This window comes from Teichococcus vastitatis (genome assembly GCF_003604215.1).
GTDB lineage: Bacteria > Pseudomonadota > Alphaproteobacteria > Acetobacterales > Acetobacteraceae > Pseudoroseomonas > Pseudoroseomonas vastitatis.
In genome coordinates, this window is record NZ_QXGS01000004.1 from 275,769 (window position 1) to 300,595 (window position 24,827).

Here is a 24,827-nt window from a genome sequence, read left to right on the forward strand (position 1 = left end):
TCACGGAATGGGAAGCCTTCGCATGACCCCGATCACCGCTCTCCGCGCCCGTCCCGCGCTGGCCTTCGCCGGGCTGACGCTGCTGGGCTCGGCGGCTCTGGCCGCATCGGCGCAGATCGCGCTGCCGATGTGGCCGGTGCCTGCCACCATGCAGACGCTGGTGGTGCTGCTGCTCGGCGCGCTGGGCGGCTCGCGCCTCGGCGTCGCCGCCGTGCTGGCCTACCTGGCCGAGGGTGCTCTCGGCCTGCCGGTATTCGCCAGCGGCGCCGCTGGGCCGGTGGCGCTGATGGGTCCCACGGGCGGCTTCCTGCTGGGCTTCCTGCCGATGGCGTGGCTGGCCGGCTTCGCCCGTGGCGGGCTGGCCCGGCAGGCCGGCGTGCTGACCGCCGCCCACCTGGTGGTGTTCATCCCCGGCGTGCTGTGGCTGTCGCGCTTCACCGGGTTGGAAGGTGCCCTGCTGGCGGGCGTGCTGCCCTTTATCCCGGGCACGCTGGTAAAGACCGGCCTGGCGCTGGCCACGCTGCGCGTGCTGCGCCGCGCCTGATGCCGCCCGCCGGGGGCGGCACCGCCGCCCCCGGCCGTCATGGCTGGCGGATCAGGCCAGCCAGTCGTTGATGGCCGTGTACTCGTTGAAGGTGCGGTCGTCGTTCAGGGTGAAGCCGAACAGCGTCTCGCCACCGGCATCCTCCAGCCGGGCATAGGCCATCCAGCTCTCCGCATTGGTGACGTCGTAGTCGATCACCAGCTTCAGCCCGTCACCCAGATCCGCTACGCGGTGCGCCACCGCGCCATTGACCTCCTCGACCAGCTGCCAGCTCCCCCGGCCGACATTCTCGGCATAGGTGCCGTCGTCGTTGAACTGCCCGCCATAGGCCAGCGTGCCGTCGGCGAGGTAGACGCGGCCCTGCACGGCGAAGGATTCGGCGCCGGCGAGGTCGTAGCGCACCGCGGCATGCGCGCCGCCATCGGTGTAGAGGTCGCGCCCGGTCACCGCGCCGGCGGCGGTGAACTGGCTGGACACCTTGTTCCAGGCCGCCACGTCATAGCCGTCGCGCAGCACCTGCAGCGAGGAGCCGTCATCCAGCTTCTGGCCCTGCAGCACCAGCACGCCGGCAGCGTCATAGGTGGCGGAATAGAAGGACCAGGGCTGCAGGCCATCCACGTCGTAGGAGATCAACTCGCGCGAACCGTCGTCGAAATTGGTTGCCTGCATGGCGATCTCGCCGCCCGCATTGAAAGTGAAGGCCTGCTTCGCCCACGCCTTGGAGCCATCGACGTCATAATACGTCGTCAGCTTGGTGCCGGCGTCGTAGCTGATGTCGGTACGGTAGCGCTCGCCGGACGCGTTGTAGGCGGTCTGGAACTCCGACCAGTTCTCAGTGCCGGCGACGTCGAACCGGGATACGCCGCGGGCGCCGTCATCATAGCTGGTGGCGCGGCTGACCATGCGGCCAGTGGCATCGTAGTTCTCGACAACCCGGCTCCAGCTTTCCGTGCTGTCGGCATCGTAGTTGGTGACGGTGCGGGTGGCATCGTCGAGCAGGATGTCGCGGGTGGCGAGGCGCCCCAGCGCATCATAGGTCAGGGTCTGGGCGGCCCAGGCTTCGGTGTTGGACTGGTCAACGATCACACGAGTCGGCATCAAACGGCTCCCACCCGCTTTTGCGGGTTTGCATGGCACAGCAGGAGCGGCCCGGTGCCGCTCTCCGGCGCGGAAACAGGCTGGTCAACCTCAACCCTCGCGCGAGCCGGACCATGCGGGTATTTTAATCATTCGTAAAAACACTAAAGGTTGAGTTGCCCCCTTATTGTTCTACTAGGATTCCCGCCATGGCAGAATGCCGGCGGCCGCCCCTCGGCCAGCGCCGGCCGGCGCAGCGCCCTGGACCGGGCGCAGGATGGGGCGCCGCGCGGCGGCGCCCCGGCCGGTCAGGCGATCCAGTCGCCAGCATGGGGCGGGTTCAGCAGAAGCTGCAGCTGGCCGTCATCGGTGAAGCTGGCGAGGTAGAAATCCGTCCCCTGTGCGGCGTCGCGCAGCGTCGCCTGGGCCGACCAGCTTTCCGTGCGCGCCGTGTCGTAATCGACCAGCAGCGTCACGCCGTTGCCGAGATCGGCCGAGCGTTCCGTGACGCAGCCGCAGGGATCGCGCTGCACCGCCCAGTCCAGATCGCCCAGCGTCTCGCGGACCGTGCCGTCATCATTCACCACGTAGCGCCACGCCAGGTCGTTCTGCGCGTCGGTGACCTGGCCCTGGACGGCCCAGGGATTCGGCGTGGGAAAGCCTTCCGGTGCCCCGGCGTAGGGCCGGTCGATGCTGGTCACCATCCTTCCGCCCGCATCGAAGCTCAGCGTTGTGGTCTGCACGCCGTCATTGCGGTAGGTGTCGTTGTAGGACAGCTGCGACCAGGCCGAATGGTCGCCGGCATCGTATTGGCGGGTGACGCCGTTCAGGCCGTAGCGGTTATATACCGAGAGCAGCTCGCCATCCGTGTTGTAGTTCCGGATGTCGGCGTCCCATCCGCCCGCCCCGTCGCTGGCGCGATAGCGCAGCACCTCCTTCGATCCGTCCTCGGCCACCGCCTCGACCTTGTAGATGCCGTCGGCGGTGCCTTCGGTGGTGCGGGTGAAGGCGCTGCTGCCCGGCTGAAAGGCGGTGGTCACGCTGTGCCCGTCATCATAGCGGACCGCCTTGCCCAGCAGTGCGCCGGAGGCGTCGTAGTCATGATCGATGCGCGACCAGCTCGCGCTGTTCGCGGCGTCCAGCACATAGGTGTCCCGATGGCCGTCATCATAGCGCGTCTCGCCGCGGGTCTCGCGCCCCGCCGCGTCGAACCAGCGCACCGAGGTGGTGAAGGCGGACAGGTCCGCCGGATCGTAGAGCCGAACCGCCAGACTGCCATCGTCATACCGGACGGCGCGCTGCAGCAGCAGCCCGTCATCGCCGTAGGACAGGGTCTGGCGCGCCCAGCTATGGGCGTCCGCGGAGTCGACGATGTTACGCTGGCTGGTCACAAGGCTTCTCCCGTTCGCGGCACCGGCCGGAGCGCGATCACCGCACGCCCCGTGGCGCGCGGTGCGGAGCCGGTCCTGCCGCAGAGGCTGCGTGATGGGAAAAGATCAGCCTGTCATTTGACGAAGAGGCGACTTCTCGACGTCGTGAAAAACCAGAGGTTCAGAAGAATATTTTGCGGAACAGCATTCAACCGACAAGTTTGAGTTTCTTGCCGGACAGCTGCGAAATCAGCCGCGCTCGCGCGCCAGTTCCGCCCTCAGTTCATCCAGCAGCCGCAGCGTGCCGCCGCGCCGCTCCACATGCCAGAACAGCCAGCCATTGCAGGACGGTGCTTCCTGCACCGCAGCCCCGACCTGGTGGATCGATCCCTGCGCCTCGCCGCAGCGCAGCGAGCCATCGGCGCCCACCTCGGCCACGAAGCGGCGGTGCCGGTCGGTGAGCCGCGTGCCGGGCGGCACCAGGCCGCGCTCCACCAGCGTGCCGAAGGGGATGCGGGGCTGCTCGCGCCGCGTCGGCATCACCAGGGCGGCGGATTCCGACAGCGCCTCCACCGCATCGATGCGCGCCTGCGCGGCGGCGGCGTAGTCGGGGTCGCGCTCGATGCCGATGAAGCGGCGGCCGAGCCGCTTCGCCACAGCCGCCGTGGTGCCGGAGCCCAGGAAAGGGTCGAGCACCACCTCCCCCGGCACGGTGCAGGACAGGATCACCCGGTGCAGCAGCGCCTCGGGCTTCTGCGTCGGATGCAGCTTCCTGCCCTCCCCGTCGCGCAGCCGCTCCGCGCCGGTGCAGAGCGGGATGAACCAGTCGGAGCGCATCTGCACGTCGTCGTTCAGCGACTTCATGGCGGTGTAATTGAACTTGTAGCGACTGTCCTGCCCGCGGGAGGCCCAGATCATGGTTTCATGCGCGTTGGTGAAGCGCCGACCGCGAAAGTTCGGCATCGGGTTGGCCTTGCGCCAGATCACGTCGTTCAGGATCCAGAAGTCGAGGTCCTGCAACGCGACGCCGAGGCGAAACACGTTGTGGTAAGAGCCGATCACCCAGATCGTGCCGTCCTTGCGCAGCACGCGCCGCGCCTCGGTCAGCCAGGCGCGGGTGAAGGCGTCATAGGTGGCGAGGTCGGCGAAGCGGTCCCAGGCATCGTCGACCCCGTCCACCACGCTCTCATCCGGCCGCCGCAGCTCGCCCCGGAGCTGCAGGTTGTAGGGCGGGTCGGCGAAGATGGCATGCACCGAGGCCGGGGGCAGCCGCCGCAGCATCTCGATGCAATCCCCCTGGAGGATGCAATCCAGCGGCAGATCCAACCCTGTTCCCACGCCCGCGAAACCCCTTGCGACTCGAAGGAAGACAATGCGTTGGCCGGAGTCGCGCCGTCAAGCGAGTGAGTTCAAGCTTGTTCGCCCACCCCGTGCTGTTCGCGCAGGCTGAGGAAGCGCAGCGCCGGCCATTCCTCCTCCGCCCGGCGGCGTCCCCAGTCGGAGGTGAAGAAGGCCACCGGCTCGTTGTCGTGGTCTTCCGCCATCTGGCTCGGCGCCGAACGGAGGAAGCGGTCCAGCGCCGCCCTGTCCTGCGGCCCCTCCTCCTTCGGCGCGACCCAGCGCATGGTGGACCAGGAGGTGCCCTCGAAGGTGATGTGCACGCCGTATTCCGCCTGGATGCGGCTCGACAGCACGTCGAGCTGCAGCTGGCCGACCACGCCGACCACCGGCTGTGATCCGTCCAGCGGGCGGAACACCTGCACCACGCCCTCATCGGCCAACTGGTCCAGCGCCTTGCGCAGCTTCTTGGCCAGCATCGGGTCGTCGAGCCGAACGCGGCGCAGGATCTCGGGGGCGAAGCTCGGCACGCCGCGGAAGTTCAGCTCCTCCCCGTCGGTCAGCGTGTCGCCGATGCGCAGCACGCCGTGATTGGCGATGCCCACCACATCCCCGGGCCAGGCTTCCTCCGCCACCTGGCGCTCCTTGGCGAAGAAGAACAGCGGCGCGTTGACCGGGATCGACTTGCCGGTACGCACCTGCTTCAGCCGCGCGCCCTTGCGCAGCCGGCCGGAACAGACGCGCAGGAAGGCGACGCGGTCGCGGTGCTGCAGGTCGGTGTTGGCCTGGATCTTGAACACGAAGCCGGTGAGCTTCTCTTCCTCCGGCTCCACCACCCGCGCATCGGCCGCCCGCGCCGAGGGCGAGGGCGCGAACTGCGCCAGGCCATCCAGCAGGTGCTTCACGCCGAAGCCGCGCAGCGCCGAGCCGAAATACACCGGCGTCAGGTGCCCTTCCCGGAAGGACGCCAGCTCGAACTCCGGATACACCGAGGCCAGCTCGATCCCCTCCCGCAGCGCGTCGCCCTGGCCATGCGGCAGCAGCGCGTCGATGCGCACATCATCCGGACCGGTGACCTTCTCGTCCCGCTCGTCACCCTGCTCATTCCCCGGCCGGAGCAGCCGCAACGTCTCATGCGCGCGGTCATACACCCCGGCGAACTGGCGGCCCGAGCCGATCGGCCAGGTGGCCGGCGTCACGTCGAGCGCCAGGGTCTTCTCGATCTCGTCCAGCAACTCCAGCGGCTCCCGCGCCTCGCGGTCCATCTTGTTGATGAAGGTGACGATGGGGATGTCGCGCAGGCGGCAAACCTCGAACAGCTTGCGGGTCTGCGCCTCGATGCCCTTGGCCGCGTCGATCACCATCACCGCCGCGTCCACGGCGGACAGCGTGCGGTAGGTGTCCTCGGAGAAATCCTCATGGCCCGGCGTGTCCAGGAGGTTGAAGATCTGCCCGGCATATTCGAAGGTCATCACCGAGGTCGCGACCGAGATGCCGCGATCCTGCTCGATCTTCATCCAATCCGAGCGGGTCCGCCGCCGCTCTCCCTTGGCGCGCACGGCGCCGGCGATCTGGATGGCGCCGCCCAGCAGCAGCAGCTGCTCCGTCAGCGTCGTCTTGCCGGCATCGGGGTGGGCGATGATGGCGAAAGTGCGCCGGCGCCCGGCCTCGGCTGCGGTTTCGCTCAAGGGCGGCTGGTTGTGGCCCAGGGCGGGGGCATCAAGGTTCTGCAAGGGCTGACTCTCCGGGGCGCTGTCTCTGCGGGCGCCGGGGATATAGCGCGGACGTGCCGCGGTTTCGACCCTGTGGCGCGGCGGCCGCCATCAGGCGGGCTGGGTTCGGCCGTCCTCCCCTTCGGGACCTTCCCGCTCGCGCCGGCCGAGGCTGAGGCACAGCAGCAGCGCGCCGCCGACCGGCAAGGCCAGCGCCAGGAACGCCGCGGGCCAGCCGATCCAGGCGACCAGGGTGCCACCCACAACATGCGACAACTGCCCCCCGGCCTCCGCATCCCCGTCGTCCTCGCCCGTGGCACGCGCCGCGCTCCAGGCCTTCCCGGGCGCGGCGGCAACCGCCAGGATCGCGCCCAGCGCCATGGCGGCCATTACGAACAGCGAGACGTCCGGCCCGAGCAGCGTCGCGCCGCCCACGATCATCAGCGCCGAGAACAGGATGCCGGCATGGTTGAAGGCTTCGTTGCGGCCATGCTGGCGCGGAAAGTCCTTCTTGCCGACGATGCCGAGCGTGAAGGCGGTGACCGCCGGCAGCACCAGGATGCCGCCGATCGTCGCCATGCCATGCGCTGCCAGCACGCCGAGAAAGCCGTGCGATACCAGCAGCAGCATCGTGCCGGCCAGAATGGCACCGCAGGCCAGCGCCAGGAGCAACGGTGGCAGCTTCAGCCTGTCCACCAGGGCGCCCGCCGGGCCGCTGAGCGCCAGCCCCCCGAGCCCCACCAGCGTGTTGAGCCAGCCGATCGGCTCCGGCCCCCAGTTCCGCGTCTGCGCCAGCCAGATCGCCAGGAATGGCCCCAGCCCGCCCTGGATGTTACCGGTGAAGAAGGTGATGAGAACCAGATGGCGGTACGGTGCCACGAGATTCGGAAACCTCTCCAAGAGCCAGACCCGTGATGGCCGGCCGTCCCGACAGTAACGCTCATGTCACAGAAAAGGCTGCGCTTCGGCTTCCACCGGCGCGCAAGGCGGCGGGAAATGGCCGGCCGCCTCAGGCCCGGGAACGCTCCCTTAGCCGCCGGCGCCCCGGTCAAAGACCCCGAAATCGAACTCGGCCTGATGGGTGACGAAGGGATCCTCGGCCCGGCGCGCCTCGTCCCGGTTCAGGCCCAGGACATCGAGCTGCGTGCCGGAAATCGGCACGAACTCGACCCCCGCTTCCCGCATCATCTCGATGGCCAGCAGCCCGACCCTGTCCCAGTAGCTGTCGGTGCCCGCCCGCGGCGCCGCCGCCACCACCCGGCGCACGCCGGACTGGATCAGCAGCGTGGCGCATACGTTGCACACCGGCTTGCCCACCACGTAGGCGTCGCATTGCCGCGCATCGCGTCCGGCGTGCAACAGGGCGTTCTGCTCGGCATGCAGGATCATCTGCAGCTTGCGCGCCTTGTTCTCCAGCCGCTCGGCGCTGTCCTCGACGTTCGAAGGGAAGCCGTTGAAGCCGGTGGCGACCACCCGCGCATAGGCCTGGTTTACCAGCACCGCGCCCACCTTGGCCCGCGGGTCCTTGGACCATTGCGCCACGTGGTGCGCCAGCCCGATGTAGCGGCCATCCCACTTGGCCTGCTTGTCCGGCCGGTTCTCGAAGGTGTTGGGGTTGGTCATCCAACGATATTGATCGGTCCCGCGGCCGGGGTGAAGCGCGCCGGATCACGGCCCGGCCGGGGCGGAACGGAAGCCGCCCCTGCCGGCCCGGCGTCACATCATGCCCGGATCATCTGCAGCTCCGCCAGATGCTCCCGGATCCGGTCCTCCGCCAGCAGCGCGATGATGCCCTCGGCGGGCGGACCGCCAGCCTGGCGGATGGACGCGTAGGTTTCCAGCGCCTCCTGGTGTCCCTGCTGCTGCGCCGCGATCAGCATCCGGTCGAAGGCGGCGCCGCGCGCGCTGCTCAGCTCCTGGAGCATCGCCGCCTTGGCCGCCGGCAGCGACGGCGGCGGCATCACGTCATAGCCGGCCATGCCCATGGCCCGGACAATGCCCTGCTGCTCGCTGGCTTCGAATTCGCAGAAGCGGCGCAGCGCCGGGCTGCGCGCCTGGTTGGTGCCGAGCTGCGCAGTCTGCAGCAGGAATGCCCCGCCCTGCAGCGCGGTCCGTTGCAGCCCGCTGGGCGTCTTCGGCCCGGTGGGAACATTCGCCATCGGCGGCGTGGTGTTGGCCCCGGCGGTGCAGCCGGCCACGGTGGTGCCCACCAGCATCAGCCCGGCCATTCGACGATTGATCATGCGGATCCTCCTGTTCTGAACCGGGGCGAGAGCAACCCGGCTGCGGCGCCAGCCCCTTCTTGGAAGGCGCCAACAGGAGCCCGGACAGCCTCGCCATTCCTGGCCAGCAGCGCGGGACACCTGCCGGGGCATGAACGGAAACAGCGGAAGATCGTTTCGCGGCGCAGAAGCCTCTTCCGTCAAACAAAACGCGATGCGCCGGAGGCTAAACCCCGGGCCGGCGGGGCTCGCCCTAGTGCCGCACCCCGCCGAACATCCCGTGGAACCGCCCGAGGAAGCCGCGCAGCCTGTCGCTGTCCGGACGGTCGAAGACCTCGGCCGGCGGCCCCGCCTGCGCCACCCGGCCTCCATCCATGAACACCACGTGGTGCGACACATCGCGCACGAACAGCATCTCGTGACTGACCACCAGCATGGTCATGCCGCTCCCGGCGAGCTGCTGCATCACCCCCAGCACCTCGGCCACCAGTTCCGGGTCCAGCGCGGAGGTCACCTCGTCGAACAACAGCAGGCGCGGCTCCATGGCCACCGCGCGGGCGATGGCCACGCGCTGCTGCTGCCCGCCGGAGAGCTGGTAGGGGTAGTGCGCGCGCCGCGCCTCCAGCCCGACGCGGCCCAGCCAGTGCCCGGCGATCTCGCGCGCCTCGGCCTTGCCCTTGCCCAGCACCTTGGTGAGGCCGAGCATGACGTTCTCCTCCGCCGTCAGGTGCGGAAACAGGTTGAACTGCTGGAACACCATGCCGATCCGCGCCCGCTGCGCCGACACCCGCGTTTCGCTCAGCCGCCGCCGCCGGCCGTTCTCGACGCGGTATCCGATCGGCTCGCCGTCGAGCAGGATGTCGCCGGCATCATGCTCCTCCAGCAGGTTGACGCAGCGCAGGAAGGTGGTCTTGCCGGAGCCGGATGCGCCGATCAGCGACACCACCTGCCCCTGGCGCACCTCCAGGTCGATGCCCTTCAGAACCTCAACGGAGCCGAAACTCTTGCGCACGCCCTGCGCGCGCAGCAATGGTTGGTCGCTCATGCAATGACGGCTCCGGTCAGTAGCGAAGATAGGAGAAGCGGCGTTCCAGCACGCCGCCGATCTGCGCGATGGCGAAGTTGATGATGAGGTAGAGCAGCGTGGCCAGCAGGTAGAAATCCACGATCAGGTAGTTCCGCGCCATGATCTGCTGCGAGGCCAGCAGCAGCTCCACCACCCCGATCACCGACAACAGCGTGGTGCCCTTGACGATTTCCAGGCAGGTGTTGACCCAGGGCGGCAGCATGCGCCGCACCGCCTGCGGCAGGATCACGTAGCGCAGCCGCTGGGCGAAGCGCAGCCCGATCGCCTTGCCCGCCTCCATCTGCCCCTGCGGCACGGATTGCACCGCGCCGCGCAGCGTTTCCGCGATATGCGCCGTGGCGAAGCCCGACAACGCGATCACGCCGGCCCAGAAGGCGGGCACGTTGATGCCGAACAAGGCCAGCCCGTAATAGGTGAACAGGATCAGCACCAGCACGGGGATGCCGCGCATCACGTCCACATACAGGCGGATGGCCAGCCGCAGCCACCACCAGCCATAGCTCAGCGCAATGCCGAACAGGATGCCGAGAACCGTGGCAATCACGATGGTCAGCCCGGAGGAGGCCACCGTCACCCCGACCCCGCTGAGGATCGACCAGCGCGACTGCCAGGCCTCGAAGCCAAAGGCGCCCGGCGTCATGGAGAAATCCAGCATGATGGCGTTCCTCAGCGGATCGAGGCGTAGCGCCGCTCCACCAGGCGCAGCAGCGTCGCGATGGTGTAGGCGGTGATCAGGTACAGGGCGGAGACGGACAGCCAGACCTCCATCACCCGGAAGGTGTCGGCGTTGATGCGCCGCGCCACAAAGGTCAGTTCCGGCACCGCGATGGCGGCGGCCAGCGACGTGTCCTTGAACAGCGAGATCAGGTTGTTGCTGATCGCCGGCAGGGTGATCCGGAACATCACCGGCAGCACCACGTATCTCTGCCGCTGCCAGGGCCGCAGGCCGATTGCCTTGGCGGCCTCGACATATTGCTTCGGCATCGAGCCCAGCCCGGCGCGGAACACTTCCGACATGTAGGCCCCGGCATAGAGCGACAGCGTCAGGATGAAGCTCTGCGTCTTGTCGAACCAGGAGATGTTGAACTCGGGCAGGCCGAAATAGACGAAGAAGATCAGCAGCAGCAACGGCATGCAGCGAATGAACTCGACATAGGCCCAGACCGGCCAGGACAGCCATGGCCTGCAGGACAGCCGCGCATAGGCGGCGGCCAGCCCGATCACCGTGCCGATCGCCAGCGACACCAAAGCCAGCCCGAGGCCGAGCAACAGCGCCTCGCCCAGCGCCCCGGCATTGCGGGTGATCACCGACCAGTCGAAATAATATTGGATCATGGGGAGCCTGTTCCGCGGAAGCGCCGAAACGGAGCCAGGCAGCGCGGCCCTTTCGGGCCGTCCGCCTGGCCGGGTTCGGAGCAGGGGAAGCATCCTTCCCTGCCCGTTGCGAGGATCAGGCGAACTCGGTCGGGAAGCCGACCTTGGGCGTCGGCAGCTCGATGCCGAACCACTTCTTGTAGGAGGCGGCGAAGGTGTCGAAATCAACGCCCATCATCGCCTCCTTGTACACGGTGTTGACCCAGTGCAGCCAAACCGGGTCGCCCGGCTTCACCGCCGAGGCGTAGGAATTCGGCATCCAGCCATAGCCGGCATCGACGAAGCGCCCCGGCGCCTGCTGCATCAGCCACCGCATCGCCGACTGGTCCTGCATGGAGGCGTCGATGCGCCGCGCGTTCAGCGCCTGCATGGCCGCGTCGGGGCTCTCGAACGCGTCCACCCTGGCCTGTGGCAGCGCCTTGTGGATCCATTCCTCCAGAAACACGTTCTGCATGCCGCCAATGGTGACCGCCGAACCCGCCGCCTTCAGCTCCTCGTAGTTCTTGTGCTTGGCGCCGCGGGCCAGCAGCATCAGGCCGACGCCCTCGCGGTAATAGGGGATGGTGAATTCCACCTGCTGGGCGCGGCCGGGCGTCACCGTCATCCACTGCACCACGATGTCCACCTTGTCGGTGATCAGGGAGGGAATGCGCGCATCCGAGCCCTGCAGCACGAATTCGACCTTGGTGGGATCGTCGAACAGCGACTTGGCCAGCAGCCGCGCCAGGTCGATGTCCATGCCGACCAGCTGGCCCGAGGCATCCTGGAAATGCCAGGGCGGGTTGGTGGAGCCGGTGCCGACGATCAGCTTGCCGCGCTCCTTGATCACCTGCAGCTTGCTTTTGCCGAGCCCCTGGGCAGCGGCCGCCCGCGGCGCGAGCAGCGCCGACACCCCGCCGATCGCCGCACCGGCCACGCCGGCGCCGAACAGCCCCCGCCGTTCCGCATTCGGCTTGTCGTTCTGGTTCATCGCTCTGGTCCCCTTCACCGCCCCCCGGCGGCTGCGACGGGAAGGGGAGCAAGATTCCGGCCAGTTGTCACGCGGCCGCGCAACGATTCCTCAGGCGACGGCCGCCACCGGCTGGTTGCTGCGCTGATCCACCATCTCGGCCAGCCGCTTGCCGGAGCCCGCCCCCATGGTCCAGCCGGTGTGGCCATGTCCCGTGTTGAGGTAGAGGCCCGGGATGCGCGTCGGCCCGATCCAAGGGCGCCCGTTCGGCACCATCGGCCGCAGCCCGGCCCACTGCACCGAGCCTTCGGCATGCTCCGCCCCTTCCAGCTCCGGAAACAGCGAGCAGACATTGCGCATCAGCGCGCCGATCCGCGCCGGGGAAGGCGTGGTGTCGTAGTCCGCCACCTCCGCGCTGCCCACGATGCGGTAGCGGTCGCCGAGCGGGGTCAGCGCGAATTTGCGGCCATCCTCCAGAATGGCGTGGCGCGGACCGTCCTCCCAGACGCGCCGCGGCGCCGTGACCGACAACCCCTTCACCGGGTAGATCGGCACCCGCAGCCCATGCCGGCCGAGCAGCCTGGCGGAATGCGGGCCCAGCGCCACCACCACGGCGTCGGCGGCGATCTCCCCGGCACTGCTCGCCACCGCCGCCACCCGGCCGCCGCGCAGCACGATGTTGTGGATCTCGGTGCCGTAATGGAACACGGCGCCCTGCCCGGCGCACCATTCGGCCAGGCCCTGGCTGAACTTGCTGCAATCGCCCACCTCGTCCTGCGGAAAGAACAGCCCGCCGGCGATCTTCTCCGCCCGCGCCGCGAGGGCGGGCTCGCGCGCCACGCATTGCTCCCGCGTCAGCCGCTCCACCTCCAGCCCGTAGGGCACCAGCGCCTCGTGCGCGGCGGCCGCGGCCAGCCACTCGGCCTCGGTGGCGAAGGTCTTGATGACGCTGCCGCCGGCGTAGTCGTATTGCACGCCAGTGGCGTCGCGGATCTCGGCCATGCAGCGCGCCGACAGGATCGCCAGCTCCAGATTGGCCAGCGTCCCCTCATTGTGCGCCGCGGCGCGGGAGGCGGCGAGGAAGCCCAGGCCCCAGCGCCACATGCGCGGCAGGGCGGAAGCGCGCAGCAGCATCGGCGCATCCTCCTGCCCCAGCCAGCGCAGCACCTTCAGCGGCACGCCCGGCGCCGCCCAGGGCTGCACGGAGGAGACGTGGATGATGGCGCCGTTGCCCCAGGAGGTTTCCAGCCCCGCGCCGTCCCGCCGCTCCAGCACCGTGACCTGGTGCCCGGCCCGTTGCAGCCAGTAGGCCGAGGCGACGCCGATGATGCCGGCGCCGAGGACGGTGATGCGCATGGTGTTCCTAATCCTTCTCCGCCGCGGCGTTCTCCGCCAGGGCTTCGTCGCAGAGCCGGGCCACGGCGGCAAGGTCCTCGGGGTCGGCCACGCGGTGCGTGCGCGCCGGCATCTCGGCGAAGGCCGCGCCATCCTTGAAGCCGTGGCCGGTGATCATGCAGACCACCCGCGCCTCCGGCGCCAGCCGCCGCTCCGCCAGCAGGCGGCGCAGCGCCGCCACCGGGCTCGCAGCCGTCGGCTCGGCATAAACGCCTTCCAGCCGCGCCAGGTCGCGCATCGCCTGCCGCAGCGCATCATCCTCCACCGCCACCGCCAGCCCACCGCTGTTCCGCACCAGTTGCAGCGTGTAGGTGCCGTCGCGCTCGTAGCCGATCAGCGGATCGCTGATGCCGGAGGCGATGGTGCGCGGCACGTCCCACGCCAGCACCGCGTCCTGCCCCGCCTCGAAGGCGCGCGCGATCGGCGCGCAGCCCGCCGCCTGCACCGCCACCAGCCGCGTCTGCTGCCCGCACAGCGCCAGGCCCTGCGCCACGCCTTTCACCAGCGGGCCGCTGCCGGTGGGCACCAGCACGGCGTCGGGCGCCGCGCGGCCCAGCTGCTCAAACAATTCCAGGCCCACCAGCTTCGCACCGTCCACCGCCCAGGGATTGAGGAAGGTGGTGGTCAGGTTGGCGAAGCCGTGCCGCTCGGCGAGGCCGCGCGCCAGCGCATAGGAGCGGCTGTAATGCCCTTCCACCAGCAGCAGCACGGCGCCATGCGCCGCGATCTGCGTCACCTTGGCGGCCGGCGTGTGCGCCGGCACAACGATCACCGCCGGCACGCCCGCCCGCGCCGCATAGGCGGCGGTGGAGGCCCCGGCATTGCCCGAGGAGGCGCACACCACCCCCCGCGCGCCCAGCTCCAGCGCCTTGCTCATTCCGGCGCTGACCAGCCGGTCCTTGAAGGAGAGGCTGGGATTGCGCGTCTCGTCCTTCAGCCACACCTCGCCGCGGAACCCCGGCAGCGAGGCTTCCAGCCGCGGCGCCCGGCGCAGCGGCGTCAGCCCCTCCCCCATCGATACGATGTGGCGCGGATCGGTGACCGCGAGCCGCCCGGCATGGCGCCACATGGAGAACAGCAGCGCCGCGTCGCGCGGCGGCTCCAGGCCGCTTTCCCCCGCCACCTCCAGGATGCCGCCGCAGTGGCCGCACTGGTAGAGCAGCGCCGGCGCGTGGTCCCGCCGGCAATCGACGCAGCGCAGATGCATGGTGTCGCCCTCCTCCCGGCGCGGCCGGGCATGCCGCCTGCCGCGACCCGCACCCCGTTTGAACCAGATGTGGAGGCCGGTGGGAACGGGTATAGCCTGCTACCCCGCCCACTGTCCCGCCCGGGCGATGCTCCGCCCGGCGGCCCGGCCCGGTGCCGCCCTGCGTCCGGCGCCGTGAGGGGCCGGCTTCGGTTCGCGCCGAAGCCGGCTCAGGCGAAGCGCCGTCCGGCGGCGGGGCGCACGCCATGGACGGCCAGCGCCGCCGTCACAGCCGCCAGGAAGCGTTCCGCCAGCGCCGAGCGCGCCCGTCCCGGCGGCGCCAGCACGTGGACGTGGAACACCGCCGTCGGCACCAGCCGCACCACGGCGCCGCCCGACAGCGCGGCGGAAACCGGGTCCGTCACGGCGCAGCCCAACCCGGCCCGCGCCATGGCGCAGGCCGCCTCGGTGTTCTGCGTCTCGGCCACCATGCGGTGCGACACCCCGTGCCGCTCCAGCAGGTCGTCCACCAGGTGGCGCAGCCGGTATTGCCGGCCGAGGCCGATCAGCGCCTCGCCATCCAGCGCGCGCGGCGTCACCTCGCGCTGGCCCGCCAGGGCGTGGCCGGGCGGCAGCACCAGCACCGCCGGCATGCGGAAGGGCGGCGCGGCCGCCAGCGGCCCGAGCCCTTCCAGCGGCAGCGAGAACCCCAGCTCCGCCTGCCCGGCCTGCACCGCCTCCACCACCTCGTGCGAGGACGCCACGGTGAGCGACAGCCGGGGATGCCCTTCCCGTCCGGAGAACTCCGCCAGCACCTGCGGCAGAAAGCGGGTGCCGAGCAGCGGCAGCGCGGCCACCCGCAACTCCCCCGTGCTGGCGCTGCGGATGTCGGACGCCAGCTGGTCCACGCGCCGCGTCGCCGCGAACATCGCCTCCACCTCCACCGCGAGGCGGCGCGCCTCGGGCGTCGGGCGCAGCCGGCGGCGAGCGCGGTCGAACAGCGCCAGGTCAGTCTCGTCCTCCAGCGCGCGCAGCAGCTTGGTCACCGCGGGCTGCGACAGCGACAGGATCTCGGCCGCGCCGCCGACGCTGCCGGCGCGCAGCACCGCCAGGAACGCTTCGAGCTGGCGCAGCCGCGCGGGTGTCATGGGGCCGGACTTCGCTACCGGGAGGAATGAAACCGCGAGGATTAAGCATTTGCCGTCGCCACGCAATGAATGTCAGCCTGATGACATCCGGGGCGGGACACCGGAGCCTGAATGGCACGATCACACGGCCGTGCCGCCGCGCTGGGCGCGGCGGCATGAAGCACAGATGCCACGCCTCCCCCGCCGCGCAGGGATGAGAAAGGATCTGGGATGCTCAGGAAAACGCTGCTGGTGGCGGTGTCGTCGCTTGGCCTGATGGCGGGCGCCGCCTCGGCGCAGGAACGGCTGGTGGTGGCCGCCTATGGCGGCTCCTACGAGGCGCTGCTGCGCGATAAGGTGATCCCCGCCTTCGAGCGCGCCAACAACGCCAAGGTCGACTACCTGGCCGGCAACTCCACCGACAGCCTGGCGCGGCTGCAGGCGCAGAAGGGTGCGCAGCAGATCGGCGTCGTGGTGCTCGATGACGGGCCGATGTACCAGGCGATCTCGCTGGGCTTCTGCCAGCAGGCGGCCGACAAGGCGGCGATCGACAGCCTCTACCCGATCGCGCTGCTGGAAGGCGGCAAGGCGCTGGGCACCGGCTTCGGCTTCACCGGCCTCGCCTACAACGAGAAGGTCTTCCAGGAGCGGAATCTCCCGGTCCCGACCTCCTGGAACGATCTGACGCGCGCCGACCTCAAGGGCCGCATCTCGATCCCCGGCATCGACAACACCTACGGCGTGCACACCGTCGCCATGATGGCGCGGCTGAATGGCGGCTCGGAAAAGGAGCCCGGCCCCGGCTTCAAGGCGATGCGGGAGAAGGTGAACCCCAACGTGCTCGCCTATGAAAGCAGCCCGGGCAAGATGAGCGACATGTTCACCTCGGGCGAGATCTGGATGTCGGTCTGGGGCTCGTCGCGCGCCCGCGCCATGCAGCTCGCCGGCTTTCCGATGAAGTTCATCGCCCCCAAGGAAGGCGGCGTGGTGCTGATGACCGCGACCTGCGCAGTGGAAGGCGGCCCGAACCCGGGGCTGGCGCAGAAATTCGTATCCCACCTCGTCTCGCCAGAGGTGCAGACGATCATGTCCGAGGGCTATGGCGCCGGCCCGACCAACAAGACCACCCAGCTGAAGCCCGAGGTGGCGTCCGGCGTGATTTATGGCGAGGACCAGGTGAAGCAGCTGGTCGCGGTGGACTGGACCACCATCAACCCGGCGCGCCAGGACTGGACCCGCCGCTGGCAGCGCGAGGTCGAACGCTGACCATGGCCGCCCCCGGCTTCCCCGCGGGCGACTTCCTCGTGCTGGACGGGGTCGCCCGGCACTACGGCACGGTGGCGGCGGTGCGGGATGTCTCGGTGCGGGTGGCCCAGGGCGAGTTCCTGGGCCTGCTCGGCCCGTCGGGCTGCGGCAAGACCACCACGCTGCAGATGATCGCCGGATTCGAGACGCCGAGCGCCGGCACGATCCGCCTCGAGGGCCGCGACCTCGCCGCCATTCCCGCCAACCGGCGCAACATCGGCCTGGTGTTCCAGTCCTATGCGCTGTTTCCGCACATGACCGTGGCGGAGAACGTGGCCTTCGGGCTGGAGATGCGCAGGATCCCGAAGCCCGAGCGCACCGAGCGGGTGCGGCGCGCCCTCGACCTCGTGCACCTGTCGCATCTGGCCGGGCGCTTTCCGCGCCAGATGTCGGGCGGCCAGCAGCAGCGCGTGGCGCTGGCCCGCGCCCTGGTGATCGAGCCGCGCCTGCTGCTGCTGGACGAGCCCCTGTCGAACCTCGACGCCAAGCTGCGCGAGGAGATGCAGGTGGAGCTGCGCGAGGTGCAAAAGCGCGTCGGCGTCACCACCATCCTGGTGACGCACGACCAGAACGAGGCGATGGCGCTGTGCGACCGCGTCGCCGTGATGCAGGCGGGCAGCATCGTGCAGATCGATGAGCCCTGGCGCGCCTATGACGCGCCGGCCGACGCGTTCGTCGCCGACTTCCTCGGCCGGTCCAACCGCCTGCCGGTGCGCGCCGCCAAAGGCATGGCGCAGGTCGGCGGCCACGCCTTCGCCCTGCCCGAGCCGCTGGCGCAGGCCAGGGGCGAGATCACGCTGGCGATCCGCCCCGAGCGGCTGCGCATCCGCGCGGCGCAGGAGGCCGGCCTGCCGGGCCGCGTGCATTCGCGCGTCTTCCTGGGCGGCTTCTGGCTGGTGCGGGTGGACACCGCGGCGGGCGACATGATGGTCATGGTGCAGAACACCGGCACGCCCCCCGCCGCCGAGGGCGAGGCCGTGACGCTGGACTGGGACCCGCACAGCCTGCGCCGCATGGATGCGGCGGCCCCCGAGCCGATCCAGGGGCCGATCCAGGCGCCGGTCGCGGCGCCGGCCAGGGGGGCGGCATGAGCCGCTCCCGCTTTGCCCCCGCCGCGCTGTCCGCCCCCGCCCTGCTGACCATGGGCGCCGTGCTGCTGGTCCCGCTCGTCTCTGTTGCCGTGCTGTCCTTCCGCGGCTTCGATTTCGACAAGGGCATCCTGCCGGTCTGGAGCCTGGCCAACTACGCCGAGCTGGCGAATGACGGGCTGTTCCACGAGGTGATGGCACGCACCTTCCGCATCGCCACCATCGTCACCGTGCTGTGCATCGCGGTGGGCGTGCCGGAGGCGATCATCATCCACCGCATGGCGCCGCGCTGGCGCGGCCTGATGCTGCTGGTGGTGGTGGGACCGCTGCTGGTGTCGGTGGTGGTGCGCACCTTCGGCTGGATGGTTCTGCTCGGCACCAATGGCCTGATCAACCAGGGGCTGGACTGGATCGGCGTGCCCGGCACGCCGTTCCGGCTGATGTACACCGAGCTCGCCATCATTCTCGGCCTGGTGCATGTGATGGTGCCGCTGGTGGTGCTGGCGGTGTGGGCCAGCCTGGGCCGGCTCGACCCCGCTTTGGCGCGCGCCGCCGAGAGCCTCGGCGCCGGGCGCGTCGCGGTGTTCCGGCGCGTGGTGCTGCCCAACATCATGCCCGGCATCCTGGCCGGCGCGCTGATGGTGTTCTGCCTGTCCGCCTCGGCCTTCGCCACGCCGCAGATGCTGGGCGGACGGCGGCTCAAGGTGGCGGCCAGCATGACCTACACGGAATTCCTCAACACGCTGAACTGGCCGCTGGGCGCCGCCGTCGCGGTGCTGCTGCTGCTGGCCATCCTGGCGGCGACGCTGCTGTGGACCGGCCTTGTCGAGCGCCGCGCGCTGCGCCGGCTGGGAGTGGGCTGATGCAGGGACGCAACGGCCCCGGCGCCATCGCCTTCCACCTGATCTTCGTCACCTTCATTCTGGCGCCGCTCGCCGTGGTGATCCTGGTGTCCTTCACCGACAAGGGCTACCTGGCAATGCCCTTCGACGGCGCCTCGCTGCGCTGGTGGCTGGCGATCGCCGACAATCCCCGCTTCCTGCACAGCTTCGGCTTCAGCCTGAAGCTGGCCTTCGTGGCGGCGACGCTGGCGGCGCTGATCGCCGTGCCCGCCGCCATGGCCATCGTGCGCTTCCGCTTTCCGGGGCGGGAAGGCATGATGGCGCTGCTCGCCTCGCCGCTGATGATCCCGCATGTGGTGCTCGGCGTGGCGCTGCTGCGCTTCTTCTCCGGCCTCGGCATGGTGGGCTCCTTCGCGGCGCTGGTGGCGGCGCACCTCGTGGTGGTGGTGCCCTACATGGCAAGGCTGGTGACGGCGGCGCTGACCGGCCTCGACCCGCGCATCGAGCGCGCGGCGGAAAGCCTCGGCGCCGGCCGCTTCACCGTGTTCCGCCGCGTGACGCTGCCGCTGATCCTGCCGGGCGTGGCGGGCGGCTGGACGCTGGCCTTCATCACCTCCTTCGACGAGCTGACGGTGAGCCTGTTCCTCGCCTCCCCCACCGACACGCCGCTGCCGGTGCGGCTGTTCACCTATATCGACCAGATGACCGACCCGCTGGTGGCCTCGGTGTCCGCCGCGCTGATCGCCGTGACCGCGATCGTGCTGGTGGTGCTGGACCGCTTCTATCCCATCGACCGCCTGCTCACCGGGGAACGCCGCGCATGAACCGCCCAGGGGCGCAGAACAGCTTCGACGCCATCGTGATCGGCGGCGGCCTGGTGGGCGCCGCCATCGCCTATGGCCTGCAGCGCGAGGGCCTCGCCACCCTGCTGCTGGATGAGGGCGACATCGCCTTCCGCGCGTCGCGCGGCAATTTCGGCCTGGTCTGGGTGCAGTCCAAGGGCCTTGGCGCGCCGCATTACCAGCGCTGGACGCGCGGCTCGGCCGAGGAATGGCCGAAGCTCGCGCAGGAACTGGCGGCCGCCACCGGCATCGACACCGGGCTGCACCAGCCCGGCGGCGTGCATATCTGCCTGGGCGAGGAGGAGTTCGAGCAGCGCGGCGACTACATGGCCCGGCTGCAGCGCGAGGCCGGCAACCTTGGCCTGGAATACCGAATGATCCGCGGCGCCGAGGCGCGCGACATGCTGCCCGGCCTTGGGCCCGACGTGGCCGGCCTGTCCTGGACGCCCTATGACGGCCATGCCAGCCCGCTCTACCTGCTGCGGGCGCTGCATGCGGGCTTCACCGGGGCCGGCGGCACCTACCAGCCCAATGCGCGGGTGGCGGGCGCGGCCTGCGCGCCGCATGATTTCCGCATCGACGCCGCCGGCGCGTCGTTCCGCGCCCCCCGCGTGGTGCTGGCCGCCGGCCTCGGCAATGCCGACCTCGCGCCGCGCTTCGGCCTGTCCACGCCGGTGCGGCCGCAGCGCGGCCAGATCCTGGTGACGGAGCGCACGCAAACCGTGCTGCCGATGCCCACCACCACGGTGCGGCAGACCGACGAGGGCTCGCTGATGCTGGGCGACAGCAAGGAGGAGGTCGGTTTCGACCTTGGCCAGACACCGGAAGCGATGAAGATGATCGCCAACCGCGCCGTGCGCTCATTTCCCTGGATCGCCGGGCTCAACATCGTCCGCGCCTGGTCGGCGCTGCGCGTCATGGCGCCCGACGGGCTGCCGATCTACGACCAGTCGCGCCGGTACCCCGGCGCCTTCACCGCCAATTGCCATTCCGGCGTGACGCTGGCCGGAACCCATGCCAACCGCCTGGCGCCGATGATCGCCGCCGGGGAACTGGAGCCCGAGATGGCCCCCTTCAGCGCGGAACGATTCGATGTTCGCACAGCGGCCTGAGATCCGCCCCGCCACCGTGGAGGTGCTGGTCGCCGGCCAGCCCGTGCGCGTGCCGGAAGGCGCCACCGCCGCCGCCGCCGTGCTGCTGGCCGGCCTGCCCGCCATCCGCGACACGCCGGTCACCGGCAGCCCGCGCCTGCCCTACTGCATGATGGGCATCTGCTTCGACTGCCTGGCCGAGATCGACGGCGTGGCCAACCGGCAATCCTGCACCGTCGCCGTCCACCCCGGCATGCGCATCGAGCCACAGCGCGGCGCCCGCCTCGCCTTCCGGGAGGAGAATGCCGCCCATGGCGCCTGATCCCGGCGACCTCGCCATCATCGGCGCCGGCCCGGCCGGCATGAGCGCGGCGCTGGAGGCTGCCGGCCTCGGCCTGTCCGTCACCGTGATCGACGAGCAGCCGGCCCCGGGCGGCCAGGTCTTCCGCGCCGTGGAGGCCGCCGCCGCCGACCCCGCGCTGACCGGCGAATATGCGAAGGAAGGCGCGGCGCTGGCCCGCCGCTTCCGCGCCATGCCGGGCCTCGACTACCGCCCCTCCACCACGCTGTGGCACACCGATCTCGAGACCGGCACGCTGTCGCTGCGCGGACCGGACGGCGGCGCCACGCTGCGGGCGCAGCGCATCCTGCTGGCCACCGGCGCGCAGGAGCGCCCGGTGCCGATCCCTGGCTGGACCCTGCCGGGCGTGATGAGCGCCGGCGCGGCGCAGATCCTGTTGAAGCAGGCCGGCGCCGTGCCGAAGGGCCGCACCGTGCTGGCCGGCCAGGGGCCGCTGCTGTGGCTGCTGGCGGTGCAGCTGTTCCGCGCCGGGGCGCCGCCCGCGCTGCTGCTGGAAACCTCGGCGCGCGGCGCGTTGGGCGGCGCCATGCGGGCGGGCGGCTTGTGGAATGGCCGCGCCATGCTGGCCAAGGGCGGGCTGATGATGCTGGAAGCGCGCCGCGCCGGCATGAAGGTGGTGCGCGGGACACGCGGCCTGCGGGCCGAGGGGGATGGCGCGCTGCGCGGCGTTTCCTGGGAGGGCGGCAGCACCGAATGCGCCACGCTGCTGCTGCATGAGGGGGTGATCCCCTCCACCCATATCGCCCGCGCCATGGGGCTGGACCATCATTGGGACGCGGCGCAGCTCTGCTGGCGGCCGGCGCTGGATGAATGGGGCGCCAGCAGCCACGACCGGGTGGCGGTGGCCGGCGATGGCGGCGGCATCGGCGGCTGGCAGGCGGCGGCGCAGACCGGCGCGCTGGCGGCGCTGGACACGGCGCACCGCCTCGGCCGCATCGGCGCCGCCGAGCGCGACCGCCGCGCCGCCGGCCACCGTCACCTCCTGGCAAGCGCCCTGGCGCTGCGGCCCTTCCTGGACCGTCTCTACGCCCCCGCGCCGGACGTGCTGGCGCCGCGCGACGACACCACCGTGGTGTGCCGCTGCGAGGAGATCACGGCGGGTCAGGTGCGGCAGGCGGCGCGGCTCGGCGCCACCGGGCCGAACCAGGCCAAGGCCTATCTCCGCGCCGGCATGGGGCCGTGCCAGGGGCGCATGTGCGGCACCACCGTGGCCGCGCTGATCGCCGAAACGCGCGGCCTCTCCATGGAGGAGGCCGGGGCGCTGCGTCCCCGCGCGCCCTACAAGCCGATCACCGTGGGCGAGTTGGCGGAGCTCTGATCCCGGAACCGCGGGGTTTCCCCGGCGGCGCGGCGGCGGCATGCTGGCCGCCGCGCCTGCAGGAGCCCGCCATGACCCCGCCCCACCCCATCCTGAACCGCCGCTTGCCGACCCGCCGCACCCTGCTGGCCGCCGCCGCGCTGGCGCCCTGGGCCGCGCCCGCGGCGACGCGCGCGCAGGGCAGCGCGCCACTGCCGGACGCGCCGCCGCTGCCCGAGCGCTCCGCCGGGTCCGAGGATGCGCCGATGGTGGTCACGGAATACTTCTCCCTGACCTGCAATCATTGCGCCCATTTCCACCTGGAAACCTGGCCGCGGGTGCGCGAGGCGTTCGTGGACACCGGCCGCATCCGGCTGGTGTGGCGCGACTTCCCGCTCGACGAGCTGGCGCTGGAAGCGGCGCAGATCGCCCGCGCCCTGCCGGGGGATGCCTATGAGCCATTCATCCGCGCCCTGTTCGCCTCGCAGGAGCGCTGGGCCTTCGACCGCGACGCCGACAAGTTCGACGAGCTGGCCAAGCTGGCGGCGCTGGCCGGGATGCAGCGCTGGCAGGTGGAGGCGGCGCTGGAGAATGACGACCTGCGGCGCGCCGTGCTGCGCAGCCGCCTGGAAGGCGAGCGGGAGCGCGGCGTGACGCGGACGCCGACCTTCTTCTTCGATGACCGCCGCGCGGCGGGCGCCCTGTCCTTCGAGCGCTTCGCCAGCTTCGTCAGCGGCTGAGGGATCAGAAGCCGACCTTGTCGGCGCCCTTCAGCGACAGGATCTCGCGGGCTTCGTCGGGCGTCGCGATCTCCAGCCCCAGCCCCTCGATGATCTGCCGCGCCAGCCGCACCTGCTCCGCGTTGGATTCCGCGAACTTGCCCGGGCCGGCCCACAGCGAATCCTCCAGCCCGACGCGGACATTGCCGCCCATCGCCGCCGCCATCGCCGCGATCGGCAGCTGGTTGCGCCCGGCGCCGAGCACCGACCACTGGTACTGGTCGCCGAACAGCCGGTCGGCGGTGCGCTTCATGTGCAGCACGTCCTCCGGATGCGCGCCGATGCCGCCCTGCAGCCCGAACACCGTCTGCACAAAGAGCGGCGCCTTCACGATGCCCTGGTCCAGGAAGTACTTCAGGTTGTAGAGGTGCGCGGTGTCGTAGCACTCGAACTCGAAGCGCGTGTTGTTCTCGGCGCAAGTGGTCAGGATGTACTCGATATCCGCGAAGCTGTTGCGGAAGATGATGCCCTTGTCGGACAGGTATTCCTTTTCCCAGGGGTGCTGGAAATCCTTGAACCGGTTCAGCATGCCGAACAGGCCGAAATTCATGCTGCCCATGTTCAGGCTGGCGACCTCGGGCTTGTGCGTCGCCGCGGGGCGGACGCGCTCCTCGATGGTCATGGTGGGCGCGCCGCCGGTGGTGATGTTCAGCACCGCATCGGTGCGCTGCTTGATGACGCGCAGGAACGGCGTGAAGCCTTCGGGCGTCTGGTCCGGCCGGCCGTCCTGCGGGTTGCGCGCATGCAGGTGGACGATGGCGGCGCCGGCCTCCGCCGCGCCGATCGCCGCATCGGCGATCTGCTCCGCCGTGACCGGCAGGTGCGGCGACATGCTGGGCGTGTGGATGGCGCCGGTGACGGCACAGGTGATGATGACCTTGCGCTTCGCCATGGTTCAGTTCTCCTCGTGTTGCGTCTTGTGCGCGCGCAGCGCGGCCAGGCGCCGGTCGCGCCAGCGCATCTTCGCCGCCGGGTCGGCCGCAGGCTGCCACGCCGCCATCAGCCGCGCCACCGCCTCGGCCTCGTACACCGCCGGCGGCGCCGGGTCGGCGGCGAGCCGCTTGTAGAACCCCGTGTAGCGCGCGCAGTAATCCGGGATGCCGCCCGGCGCGTTCAGCTCGATGGTCTCGAACGGGCCCATGAAGCTCCAGCGCAGCCCCAGCCCGTCCTTCACCGTGTGGTCGAGGTCCTGCGGCGTGACGTATCCCTCCGTCACCAGCCGGAAGGCTTCCGCCAGCAGCGCGCCCTGCAGCCGGTTCAGCACGAAGCCCTCGATCTCCTTCAGCACGGCGACCGGCACCTGGCCGATGCCGGCATAGATCGCCCGCGCCCGCGCGATCACCTCGGGCGACGTCCAGGGCGCGCCGGACAGCTCCACCAGCGGGATCAGGTGCGGCGGGTTGACCGGATGCGCCACCAGGCAGCGCGCCCGCCCCGCCAGCCCCTCGGTGAAGGTGGAGGCGCGGATGGCGGAGGAGGAGGAAGCCAGGATCGCCTCCGGCGGCGCCAGCCGGTCCAGCTCGCCGAACAGCGCGATCTTGACCTCCAGCCGCTCGGGGCCGTTCTCCTGCACCAGGGCGACGCCCTGCACCGCATCGGCCAGGTCCGCCGCGGCACGGATGCGCGTGGCCGCCACCGCCGGGTCGTCGCACAGCCCCTGCGCCGCCAGGTCCTGCAGGCCCTCGGCGCAGAGCCGCACCGCGTCCCGCGCCACGCTTCCGTCCGCGTCGTGCAGCGCCACCTCCCAGCCGGCGCGGGCGAAGATCATCGCCCAGGCGCGGCCGATCAGGCCGACGCCGATGATGGCCACCTTGTCGCTCATGGCATCGCTTCCTTGCCGC

The 24,827-nt window shown here is 70.6% G+C and carries 25 protein-coding genes; 9 read left to right on the plus strand and 16 right to left on the minus strand.

The window, feature by feature from the left end:
- Nucleotides 1-22: 22 nt before the first annotated feature.
- On the plus strand, nucleotides 23-544 hold the full coding sequence (locus D2K64_RS09160) for a biotin transporter BioY (RefSeq protein WP_120008036.1): 522 nt from the start codon (nucleotides 23-25) through the stop codon (nucleotides 542-544).
- 51 nt (nucleotides 545-595) lie between these two features.
- Here the strand turns inward: D2K64_RS09160 and D2K64_RS09165 are convergent, their stop codons facing one another.
- The 14 genes from D2K64_RS09165 to D2K64_RS09230 form a co-directional block, all read right to left on the minus strand.
- Nucleotides 596-1,642 carry a hypothetical protein gene (locus D2K64_RS09165; protein WP_157985785.1) on the minus strand — a complete coding sequence of 349 codons (1,047 nt, stop codon included), beginning with the start codon at nucleotides 1,640-1,642 and terminating at the stop codon, nucleotides 596-598.
- Nucleotides 1,643-1,929: 287 nt separating this feature from the next.
- Complete coding sequence (locus D2K64_RS09170; RefSeq protein ID WP_120008038.1) at nucleotides 1,930-3,012, minus strand: hypothetical protein; 1,083 nt, start codon at nucleotides 3,010-3,012, stop codon at nucleotides 1,930-1,932.
- Between the two features lie 228 nt (nucleotides 3,013-3,240).
- Nucleotides 3,241-4,272, minus strand: coding sequence for a site-specific DNA-methyltransferase (locus D2K64_RS09175; protein WP_202910609.1), 1,032 nt, complete (start codon nucleotides 4,270-4,272; stop codon nucleotides 3,241-3,243).
- Between the two features lie 128 nt (nucleotides 4,273-4,400).
- Nucleotides 4,401-6,062, minus strand: a complete 1,662-nt coding sequence (locus D2K64_RS09180) for a peptide chain release factor 3 (protein WP_456316371.1) — start codon at nucleotides 6,060-6,062, stop codon at nucleotides 4,401-4,403.
- Nucleotides 6,063-6,152: 90 nt separating this feature from the next.
- A complete protein-coding gene (locus tag D2K64_RS09185) occupies nucleotides 6,153-6,920 on the minus strand; it encodes an MFS transporter (protein ID WP_157985786.1) in 768 nt (255 codons plus the stop codon).
- A 150-nt stretch (nucleotides 6,921-7,070) separates the two neighbouring features.
- Nucleotides 7,071-7,664, minus strand: a complete 594-nt coding sequence (locus tag D2K64_RS09190) for a deoxycytidylate deaminase (protein ID WP_120008041.1) — start codon at nucleotides 7,662-7,664, stop codon at nucleotides 7,071-7,073.
- 98 nt (nucleotides 7,665-7,762) lie between these two features.
- Nucleotides 7,763-8,284, minus strand: coding sequence for a DUF4142 domain-containing protein (locus D2K64_RS24320; RefSeq protein WP_157985787.1), 522 nt, complete (start codon nucleotides 8,282-8,284; stop codon nucleotides 7,763-7,765).
- 232 nt (nucleotides 8,285-8,516) lie between these two features.
- Nucleotides 8,517-9,308, minus strand: coding sequence for an amino acid ABC transporter ATP-binding protein (locus D2K64_RS09200; protein WP_120008043.1), 792 nt, complete (start codon nucleotides 9,306-9,308; stop codon nucleotides 8,517-8,519).
- A gap of 16 nt (nucleotides 9,309-9,324) precedes the next feature.
- Complete coding sequence (locus tag D2K64_RS09205) at nucleotides 9,325-10,005, minus strand: amino acid ABC transporter permease (RefSeq protein WP_120008044.1); 681 nt, start codon at nucleotides 10,003-10,005, stop codon at nucleotides 9,325-9,327.
- Between the two features lie 11 nt (nucleotides 10,006-10,016).
- Nucleotides 10,017-10,685, minus strand: a complete 669-nt coding sequence (locus D2K64_RS09210; RefSeq protein WP_120008045.1) for an amino acid ABC transporter permease — start codon at nucleotides 10,683-10,685, stop codon at nucleotides 10,017-10,019.
- Nucleotides 10,686-10,800: 115 nt separating this feature from the next.
- Entirely contained in the window at nucleotides 10,801-11,694 is an 894-nt protein-coding gene (locus D2K64_RS09215) for a transporter substrate-binding domain-containing protein (RefSeq protein WP_120008046.1), read from the minus strand.
- 90 nt (nucleotides 11,695-11,784) lie between these two features.
- The gene (locus tag D2K64_RS09220; RefSeq protein ID WP_120008047.1) at nucleotides 11,785-13,029 is read right to left on the minus strand and encodes a D-amino acid dehydrogenase; all 1,245 of its coding nucleotides are present in this window, start codon (nucleotides 13,027-13,029) and stop codon (nucleotides 11,785-11,787) included.
- A gap of 7 nt (nucleotides 13,030-13,036) precedes the next feature.
- Complete coding sequence (locus D2K64_RS09225) at nucleotides 13,037-14,275, minus strand: threonine synthase (RefSeq protein WP_120008048.1); 1,239 nt, start codon at nucleotides 14,273-14,275, stop codon at nucleotides 13,037-13,039.
- A gap of 209 nt (nucleotides 14,276-14,484) precedes the next feature.
- Complete coding sequence (locus tag D2K64_RS09230) at nucleotides 14,485-15,402, minus strand: LysR substrate-binding domain-containing protein (RefSeq protein ID WP_120008049.1); 918 nt, start codon at nucleotides 15,400-15,402, stop codon at nucleotides 14,485-14,487.
- A gap of 210 nt (nucleotides 15,403-15,612) precedes the next feature.
- Between D2K64_RS09230 and D2K64_RS09235 the strand changes: the two genes are divergently transcribed.
- From D2K64_RS09235 to D2K64_RS09270, 8 genes are all read left to right on the plus strand, one after another.
- The gene (locus D2K64_RS09235; protein ID WP_120008050.1) at nucleotides 15,613-16,647 is read left to right on the plus strand and encodes an ABC transporter substrate-binding protein; all 1,035 of its coding nucleotides are present in this window, start codon (nucleotides 15,613-15,615) and stop codon (nucleotides 16,645-16,647) included.
- Nucleotides 16,648-16,649: 2 nt separating this feature from the next.
- Nucleotides 16,650-17,777, plus strand: a complete 1,128-nt coding sequence (locus tag D2K64_RS09240; protein WP_120008051.1) for an ABC transporter ATP-binding protein — start codon at nucleotides 16,650-16,652, stop codon at nucleotides 17,775-17,777.
- Nucleotides 17,774-18,637 (plus strand): ABC transporter permease, encoded by an 864-nt coding sequence (locus tag D2K64_RS09245; RefSeq protein WP_120008052.1) that lies wholly within the window; start codon nucleotides 17,774-17,776, stop codon nucleotides 18,635-18,637. Before D2K64_RS09240 ends, D2K64_RS09245 begins: the two co-directional genes overlap by 4 nt.
- Nucleotides 18,637-19,440, plus strand: coding sequence for an ABC transporter permease (locus tag D2K64_RS09250; RefSeq protein WP_120008053.1), 804 nt, complete (start codon nucleotides 18,637-18,639; stop codon nucleotides 19,438-19,440). The genes D2K64_RS09245 and D2K64_RS09250 overlap by 1 nt, the downstream gene beginning before the upstream one ends.
- Entirely contained in the window at nucleotides 19,437-20,570 is a 1,134-nt protein-coding gene (locus tag D2K64_RS09255; protein WP_120008054.1) for an NAD(P)/FAD-dependent oxidoreductase, read from the plus strand. Before D2K64_RS09250 ends, D2K64_RS09255 begins: the two co-directional genes overlap by 4 nt.
- Nucleotides 20,551-20,871 carry a (2Fe-2S)-binding protein gene (locus tag D2K64_RS09260; RefSeq protein WP_120008055.1) on the plus strand — a complete coding sequence of 107 codons (321 nt, stop codon included), beginning with the start codon at nucleotides 20,551-20,553 and terminating at the stop codon, nucleotides 20,869-20,871. Before D2K64_RS09255 ends, D2K64_RS09260 begins: the two co-directional genes overlap by 20 nt.
- Nucleotides 20,861-22,228 carry an NAD(P)/FAD-dependent oxidoreductase gene (locus D2K64_RS09265; protein ID WP_120008056.1) on the plus strand — a complete coding sequence of 456 codons (1,368 nt, stop codon included), beginning with the start codon at nucleotides 20,861-20,863 and terminating at the stop codon, nucleotides 22,226-22,228. Before D2K64_RS09260 ends, D2K64_RS09265 begins: the two co-directional genes overlap by 11 nt.
- Before the next feature lie 71 nt (nucleotides 22,229-22,299).
- Nucleotides 22,300-22,947 (plus strand): thioredoxin domain-containing protein, encoded by a 648-nt coding sequence (locus tag D2K64_RS09270; protein ID WP_120008057.1) that lies wholly within the window; start codon nucleotides 22,300-22,302, stop codon nucleotides 22,945-22,947.
- A gap of 4 nt (nucleotides 22,948-22,951) precedes the next feature.
- Here the strand turns inward: D2K64_RS09270 and D2K64_RS09275 are convergent, their stop codons facing one another.
- Together D2K64_RS09275 and D2K64_RS09280 are read right to left on the minus strand one after the other, a co-directional pair.
- Nucleotides 22,952-23,878 carry a BKACE family enzyme gene (locus D2K64_RS09275; RefSeq protein ID WP_120008058.1) on the minus strand — a complete coding sequence of 309 codons (927 nt, stop codon included), beginning with the start codon at nucleotides 23,876-23,878 and terminating at the stop codon, nucleotides 22,952-22,954.
- A 3-nt stretch (nucleotides 23,879-23,881) separates the two neighbouring features.
- Nucleotides 23,882-24,808, minus strand: a complete 927-nt coding sequence (locus tag D2K64_RS09280) for a 3-hydroxyacyl-CoA dehydrogenase (protein ID WP_120008059.1) — start codon at nucleotides 24,806-24,808, stop codon at nucleotides 23,882-23,884.
- Nucleotides 24,809-24,827: the final 19 nt, after the last annotated feature.